The following is a 6,666-nucleotide window of genomic DNA, read 5'->3' as shown; positions in this document are numbered from 1 at the left end:
GGGTCGCGCACCCTTTGACGTGCGTTTCAGCGTCATGGGGGCTGGTCTGCGATGCATTCGGCTCATTTGTCGAAGCGATCACGCCGCCTGTTGCCTCGCAAACGAGTTGTTCAGACCTTCCTTAGCAGCGCTCATATGGACCCCAGTTGTTGGTTGCTGGGTGCGGAAAAAATTAATGCGTAAACTATCGAGCAAAGAGCAACGCCCAGCCCTCCTGCCGTGAGTAATATGAAAACCTTCCACTCCGCGCCCCAGCCTAACTGTCAGGTCAACGCGGACGCAACCAAGGGCCATGCCTTCGGCATTCTCATGGCCCTTGGTTGTGCCCTCCGCCCTGGCGGGCTCCGGCGCCGGTTACCTTGGTAGTTAGGCCACTGTTTATGGAAGCACATGAGTTCATCGTCGGTCATGAGCGCGTCATCGCCCACTTCGGGCTTTGGCCGAGCTTTCATGATGCAGAGGTGTTCACGCTATCTCTCGATAGGACGCAGGGCAAACCATCCCCGACACTTGACTTGCACTTGCGCGGATGGGTAATGACCTCCGAGATCACGCCAGAAGGCCACTACAAGTTGCATGGCGATGCAGTGCTTCATTTCCGGTTTGAGGGCGTCAGCGAAGTTCACGTCGAAGGCTTCAATGGCCAGAACGTCATCTCATCACTGAACCTGGAGCTAGCGCAGGCCCGAGACAAGCAAGAGCAAACCATCATCAAAGTTGAGCTAGAGCACTGCTACCTCTTTGAGGCTTCATTCACCGCCCAAACAGCTCAGCTCATCACCATCACGCCCTATGCGAAGTGAGCATTGCCTCCGCCAAGCGATAAACACTGGCGCGGATTGACACGTCAAGTGCAACACCCAAAAATGCAGGCTCACACAGCACCAAAACCTTCCACTCCGCGCCCCAGCCTAACTGTCAGGTCAACGCGGACGCAACCAAGGGCCATGCCTTCGGCATTTTCATGGCCCTTGGTTGTACCCTCCGCCCTAAAGGGCTCCGGCGCCGGTTACCTTGGTAGTTAGGCCACTACTTAATAAGTATGCATATGTATAAGCAAATAGGCGTCACCCTTCTGGCGTTCTTGATTGGATGCTCCGTATACGCACAAGACGCCAAAGATCAGCGGCGATTCCTCATCTACGCCACAGACAGCAGCATCCCTAGACCTGATGCAGAAGATCGGAATAGTGATGTTCGCTTGGCACAAAAAATGGAGCGGATGTTTCTAGCAATCCTCTCGACTTTCCACGATGGTGTCTACAAAGGCGCAGCGCAATGTGACTTGCGCTCATATTATGGTTTCATTGAGGTGAACGGGGAAGACCCAATGCAGGCATTGCCAACTATCATCGACAGCGCGAATGCTAACCGTGTAGTTGTGCTGTCATTAAAGGCGAAGCCTGTACTCTCACTTGCACTTCAATACTTTGCCATTACACGCAGCGAAGCAGACACTGTGAAACGCCCTAGCTTCAAAGCTTCCCAGGAATTTTTAGACCTAGAGTTCCCGCTAGATCTATCTCCTGATGGCCCATCAATCAAAGATCAAGTTGACACATCAATCAAGGGGGCAGCGAATAAGCTTTGCGATGCCGCAAAAACGCTTGACAGAATCGACCATTAAAAAAAGCAATAGGATCTCCCTCATATGAGCGGTTGGGTTAAAAAATGGAAAAATGTTACGGCTGAAAAGTAATACGTTGGGAGGCATCTTGTTCATGTCAAAGGCAAAATGGCCTAACTGGTTGGTCAAGCTGACGCCAACAGGCTCTGCCTGTTGGTGCCCTCCGCTTCGCTCCGGCGCAGCTTACCGCGGGCGTTAGGCTCCTACATTGACTACAAACAACACCATTCGTACCAAGAACGCAAACGGACACCAAAGCACAAGGAAAAATTCCCATGACAGTACTGAAATCAACATCCATGAAGAGCATGTTCAAGGAACTATTCGCCTCTTTTTGCTTAGTCACTTTTGTAACCCAGTCGCATTCAACACCCATCACCATCACTCAATCGTATAGCAATGTGATTTACGATGACTATGGGGTGCCAAGCGGAGTAGCCTATGGAGCCAACCCCACAGGCGACTGGATCTTTAAGGGTACAGTGGAATCCGACGCAATTGACCTTTGGGAAGTCTCACATCTCGGCGGGTACGAGCTGAGCCAACTGACAATCACTCAAGCATCGCTGGGCTTGTTTGATATGCCAATATTGAACGCGCCATTTTTATTCATTTATCCCGATCGTTTTGGCTTTGCGAACACCATCAATGGAGGATCACCATGGACTGTAGTTGTCTATGAGGACAACCATTTTTCTTCAGTCAACACGCTAGAGGGCTATTTGTCACTGGTAACAACGCCGCTCATCACCGACGACCTCTCAAGCTTTGGCCCTCAATGGACCGGTTTCGAGCTCCAAGATGGTCGCTGGTTGTATGGCACGGGTTCTGGCGTAGCCACCATTACTGTCTCAGCAGTTCCGGAGCCGGGAACGCTCGCTCTCTTTGGCTTAGGCGGGCTGATGGGCTGCTTTCTTGCCGCACCAAAAACTCGCCGCACGCATTCACATTAAATGGGCGACCCGCGCCACGCCCCTAAGCAGGTTGGGGCGGGAAGTGCAACACCCAAAATTCTAGACTGACATGTTATCAAAACCTTCCACTCCGCGCCCCAGCCTAACTGTCAGGTCAACGCGGACGCAACCAAGGGCCATGCCTTCGGCATTCTCATGGCCCTTGGTTGTGCCCTCCGCCCTGAAGGGCTCCGGCGCCGGTTACCTTGGTAGTTAGGCCTTCGTTTCCGAAGCTCTCTGGAAGTCGAGTGAGCAGTATTCGGAAGGCTCTGGAAGCCTGGTTTGGTGTCCACTGCCTTACCCTTTTGAACGGTTTCAACGCGCGCCGAACCTGCAGCACGGCACGCATGGGGTCTTACTTTGGCCGCTCAGTCCGGCCGTCTGTCCTCCGGCAGCCTGCTCACCACCGCGCTGCGCCCAAGTGCCACACGCCATCGGCCTTGTGGGCCGCCTGTCCTGCGGCAGTCAGCTCAACATCCTGGGGCGCCAAAGTGCCATTCGCCATCGGCCTTTTGGCCAAACACGCTCGGTGGTCTTCCACCAAGACCGCGCGTCTGGCAGACTCTCTGGAAACATCAAAGGGAGCGTCTGTGCAGCATCACTGTTCATCGAACCACGGCCAGTTTGCCGTGTGCTCCACGCCCTCTACTTCGCGCCCCAGCCTAACTGTCAGGTCAACGCGGACGCAACCAAGGGCCATGCCTTCGGCATTCTCATGGCCCTTGCTTGTACCCTCCGCCCTGGCGGGCTCCGGCGCCGGTTACCTTGGTAGTTAGGCTTCCAAAATTCCATGCGCATTCTCACCTATAAGCGAACTCATACAGGCGATCCCAATGAGGATGGGGTATTTGGAATCAACGACTGTATGGGTCAAGTACGTGACCTTGAGTATGAGGCCGTCATAGGAATTGGCGGCATCGGATCAGAAGCCAGGAAACATAGAATTGATGGGAAAATTACGTGGGTCGGAATAGCTCCGAGCAAGCATGTTGGTGATTGGGCTTCGCCTCTTGTTACTTTTAAGCATTTCTTATTGTTTGATGCAGGAGGTCCAACCTTGGCGTCGTTAGCGCCAAACTTAGCTCGCCGTATGTACGAAGGCAAAGTTCGATATCTCTTGACCGGCTATACGCTCGAAGAACAAGCAGATGCTCAAGCAGTCGTGAATTGGGTCATCACAGCCACACAAGGTGTACAAGGCAAAAAAGCAAAGATGCACAAGGGCTACAAAATTCGTTGCATCAGCCAATCCTCCAAATGCGCAGAAAATAAAAACATTACAGAAAAAAAGCTACCCGGGATGAAACGTTGTGAGTAACTTATGCAATATCTCATCTGCCACCAGCGCGGATTGACACGTGAAGTGCAACCCCCATAAATTCAGATCATGTGTTATTCCATCCCCTTCCACTCCGCTCCCCAGCCTAACTCGGCGTTGCACGCGGACGCCACCATGGGCCATCGCTTCGCGATTTTGATGGCCCATGTTGGTGCCCTGCGCCCTTACGGGCTCCGGCGCCGGTGAACTCAGCGTTAGGCCTCTTCAAACCACGATCGTGATGACTCCACAAATCTTCAAATCGATTGTTGCGGGTATCGGCATTGCATTTGCCGCCGCGTTCATCTGGATCGTCGCGCCACCATTGATGCAAAACCCCGATGTAGTTGGCGCATTCGCCGCTGGCTTTGTCAATCCGTATGCATCAGGTTACGCACTGGACGCAATTAGCTGCTGGGCCATTCTCACCTCTTGGGTTCTTTATGAAGCAAAGTCATCCGGCGTCAAGCACGGATGGATCGCCATAGTGTTGGGCATTGCACCCGGCGTAGCTACTGGCTTCGCGTTCTACCTGCTGCTTCGCATGCAACAAGGCCGAAAATGAGTCCCAGTGCCGCCTCTCGCTTCCCGCATATCACCCCAGCGCGGATTGACACACGTGGACTGAGACGTGAAGTGCAATGCCCAAAAATGCAGGCGGCTGTACTATAAAAACCTTCCACTCCGCGCCCCAGCCTAACTGTCAGGTCAACGCGGACGCAACCAAGGGCCATGCCTTCGGCATTCTCATGGCCCTTGCTTGTGCCCTCCGCCCTGGCGGGCTCCGGCGCCGGTTACCTTGGTAGTTAGGCTCCCACATAACCACGGCCACACCATGTCACACCCCAATAACCAATTCCCTAAGCAGCTATTTGCACTGCTGGCAATAAGCATTCTCTTACCTATCGCTCGCATCGTTCTTCTTCCCACCAACGCTGGTGGAGCGCTGTTCTTGTCCGCCGTGCTTGGCGCGCTTAGTTTGAGCGTTTGGATTGGCAAAGCTGGCGCGGCAAAAGCTTTGGGCTATATATTTTACTTCCTAGGCTTCATCGGACCATTAAGCTTGATCCTCGGCCCAATAGACTGGCCGTATGCCACATTTACTCTTATTCAGGCAGCCGTTCATCTAGTAGCAGCAAGACAATTACTCAAGGGCGAAGCACTTGCAAAATACATCTCAACTCAGTCGGCAAGTTAAGGCAATCCAGGTTGCCGTATGCTCCACGCCCTCTCCTCCGCGCCCCAGCCTAACTGTCAGGTCAACGCGGACGCAACCAAGGGCCATGCCTTCGGCATTCTCATGGCCCTTGCTTGTGCCCTCCGCCCTGAAGGGCTCCGGCGCCGGTTACCTTGGTAGTTAGGCTCCCGTAAAACAATCGTCACGGCCATTCGCCAAACCCATCAATCGAACTCAATAAGCCATTCCAATGATTGGAATTCTCATCACAGCTAGCCTATGCTATCTCACCTACCTGCTGGGGAAGCCCATCCAGATTGCCGCAGCGGCCGCCGCAATATCGTTCATAGTTTCTCTACTTCTAGGGGCAAGCTTTCTAGGTGCATTGGGTTACACAGCGCTCCATGGCGCCTTCTGCCTGGCACTCTTTTGGCTTGTTGATCGCGTGCGCCATGATGCTGTGAAAGTCGTTGCTGTCTCCGTAGCCGGCTGTGTCATACAGCTAGTCTTTTGAGGGTTTCTCGTGAACTCTACGCCCTCTACTCCGCGCCCCAGCCTAACTGTCAGGTCAACGCGGACGCAACCAAGGGCCATGCCTTCGGCATTTTCATGGCCCTTGGTTGTACCCTCCGCCCTGGCGGGCTCCGGCGCCGGTTACCTTGGTAGTTAGGCCACTCCGCACTATGCAAGGCTTGCGCACTTTCCTGGTAATGCTGGCGTCATTGCTTGTCGCGAACGGCACACTTTTTCATGTCCTCGACAGCAATCTAAAAGCGGGCTTTTACCTGCCAGATAGTGACTCCATCAGCATCCCGCTTATGGAAGCAATAAGCGCCTCGGTGCTTATTCTTCTTGCTGTTGGCGCTTCCGTCTCACTTCCAAAGCACAGCCGCCTATGGCGGGCAATCCGTGCTGTCCCAGCTGCGTTAGCTGCACTGATGTCCTTGGCAATGTCAGCGTCCTGGTTCAGCCCACACCACTATCAAGCATCAACAGGCTTTGCTCTAGTCACAGTTGCCTGCGTGTGGTCTTGGTGGCAGGATCTACCAAGCAGAGAGAGCAAGGGGAGTAAGAATGCAGTGGCCTAAGCACCGTGGCGCGGATTGACACATGAAGTACAACACTCAAAACTGCAGGCAGGCGTAATGCAAAAACCTTCCACTCCGCGCCACAGCCTAACTGTCAGGTCAACGCGGACGCAACCAAGGGCCATGCCTTCGGCATTTTCACGGCCCTTGGTTGTGCCCTCCGCCCTGGCGGGCTCCGGCGCCGGTTACCTTGGTAGTTAGGCTCCCGTAAAACAATCGTCACGGCCATTCGCCAAACCCATCAATCGAACTCAATAAGCCATTCCAATGATTGGAATTCTCATCACAGCTAGCCTATGCTATCTCACCTACCTGCTGGGGAAGCCCATCCAGATTGCCGCAGCGGCCGCCGCAATATCGTTCATAGTTTCTCTACTTCTAGGGAAGGTCTGAACAACTCGTTTGCGAGGCAACAGGCGGCGTGATCGCTTCGACAAATGAGCCGAATGCATCGCAGACCAGCCCCCATGACGCTGAAACGCACGTCAAAGGGTGCGCGACCC

The 6,666-nt window shown here is 53.9% G+C and carries 6 protein-coding genes; all 6 read left to right on the top strand.

The genetic code is table 11. The features are described 5' to 3' along the window. Positions 1 to 380 precede the first annotated feature (380 nt). Positions 381 to 803 carry an Imm50 family immunity protein gene (locus WNB94_RS17165; RefSeq protein WP_341391590.1) on the top strand — a complete coding sequence of 141 codons (423 nt, stop codon included), beginning with the start codon at positions 381 to 383 and terminating at the stop codon, positions 801 to 803. 245 nt (positions 804 to 1,048) lie between these two features. Beyond that, positions 1,049 to 1,627, top strand: a complete 579-nt coding sequence (locus tag WNB94_RS17160; protein ID WP_341391586.1) for a hypothetical protein — start codon at positions 1,049 to 1,051, stop codon at positions 1,625 to 1,627. A gap of 275 nt (positions 1,628 to 1,902) precedes the next feature. Then, positions 1,903 to 2,580, top strand: coding sequence for a PEP-CTERM sorting domain-containing protein (locus WNB94_RS17155; RefSeq protein ID WP_341391589.1), 678 nt, complete (start codon positions 1,903 to 1,905; stop codon positions 2,578 to 2,580). Between the two features lie 790 nt (positions 2,581 to 3,370). Further along, positions 3,371 to 3,898, top strand: coding sequence for a hypothetical protein (locus WNB94_RS17150; RefSeq protein ID WP_341391571.1), 528 nt, complete (start codon positions 3,371 to 3,373; stop codon positions 3,896 to 3,898). A 166-nt stretch (positions 3,899 to 4,064) separates the two neighbouring features. Next, a complete protein-coding gene (locus WNB94_RS17145; RefSeq protein ID WP_341391570.1) occupies positions 4,065 to 4,463 on the top strand; it encodes a DUF2834 domain-containing protein in 399 nt (132 codons plus the stop codon). A 270-nt stretch (positions 4,464 to 4,733) separates the two neighbouring features. Continuing rightward, on the top strand, positions 4,734 to 5,096 hold the full coding sequence (locus WNB94_RS17140; protein ID WP_341391588.1) for a hypothetical protein: 363 nt from the start codon (positions 4,734 to 4,736) through the stop codon (positions 5,094 to 5,096). Positions 5,097 to 6,666 lie beyond the last annotated feature (1,570 nt).

Source organism: Aquabacterium sp. A3 (assembly GCF_038069945.1).
In the GTDB taxonomy this organism is placed as follows: domain Bacteria; phylum Pseudomonadota; class Gammaproteobacteria; order Burkholderiales; family Burkholderiaceae_C; genus Aquabacterium.
Note: the sequence above shows the minus strand (reverse complement) of the source record. Positions and strands in the feature narration are given on the sequence as shown.

Bases quoted from the DNA above. Each gene is read 5' to 3' on its own strand.
- WNB94_RS17150 (WP_341391571.1), top strand. From the start codon at position 3,371: ATGCGCATTCTCACCTATAAGCGAACTCATACAGGCGATCCCAATGAG.
- WNB94_RS17155 (WP_341391589.1), top strand. From the start codon at position 1,903: ATGACAGTACTGAAATCAACATCCATGAAGAGCATGTTCAAGGAACTA.
- WNB94_RS17140 (WP_341391588.1), top strand. From the start codon at position 4,734: ATGTCACACCCCAATAACCAATTCCCTAAGCAGCTATTTGCACTGCTG.
- WNB94_RS17145 (WP_341391570.1), top strand. From the start codon at position 4,065: ATGTTGGTGCCCTGCGCCCTTACGGGCTCCGGCGCCGGTGAACTCAGC.
- WNB94_RS17165 (WP_341391590.1), top strand. From the start codon at position 381: ATGGAAGCACATGAGTTCATCGTCGGTCATGAGCGCGTCATCGCCCAC.
- WNB94_RS17160 (WP_341391586.1), top strand. From the start codon at position 1,049: ATGTATAAGCAAATAGGCGTCACCCTTCTGGCGTTCTTGATTGGATGC.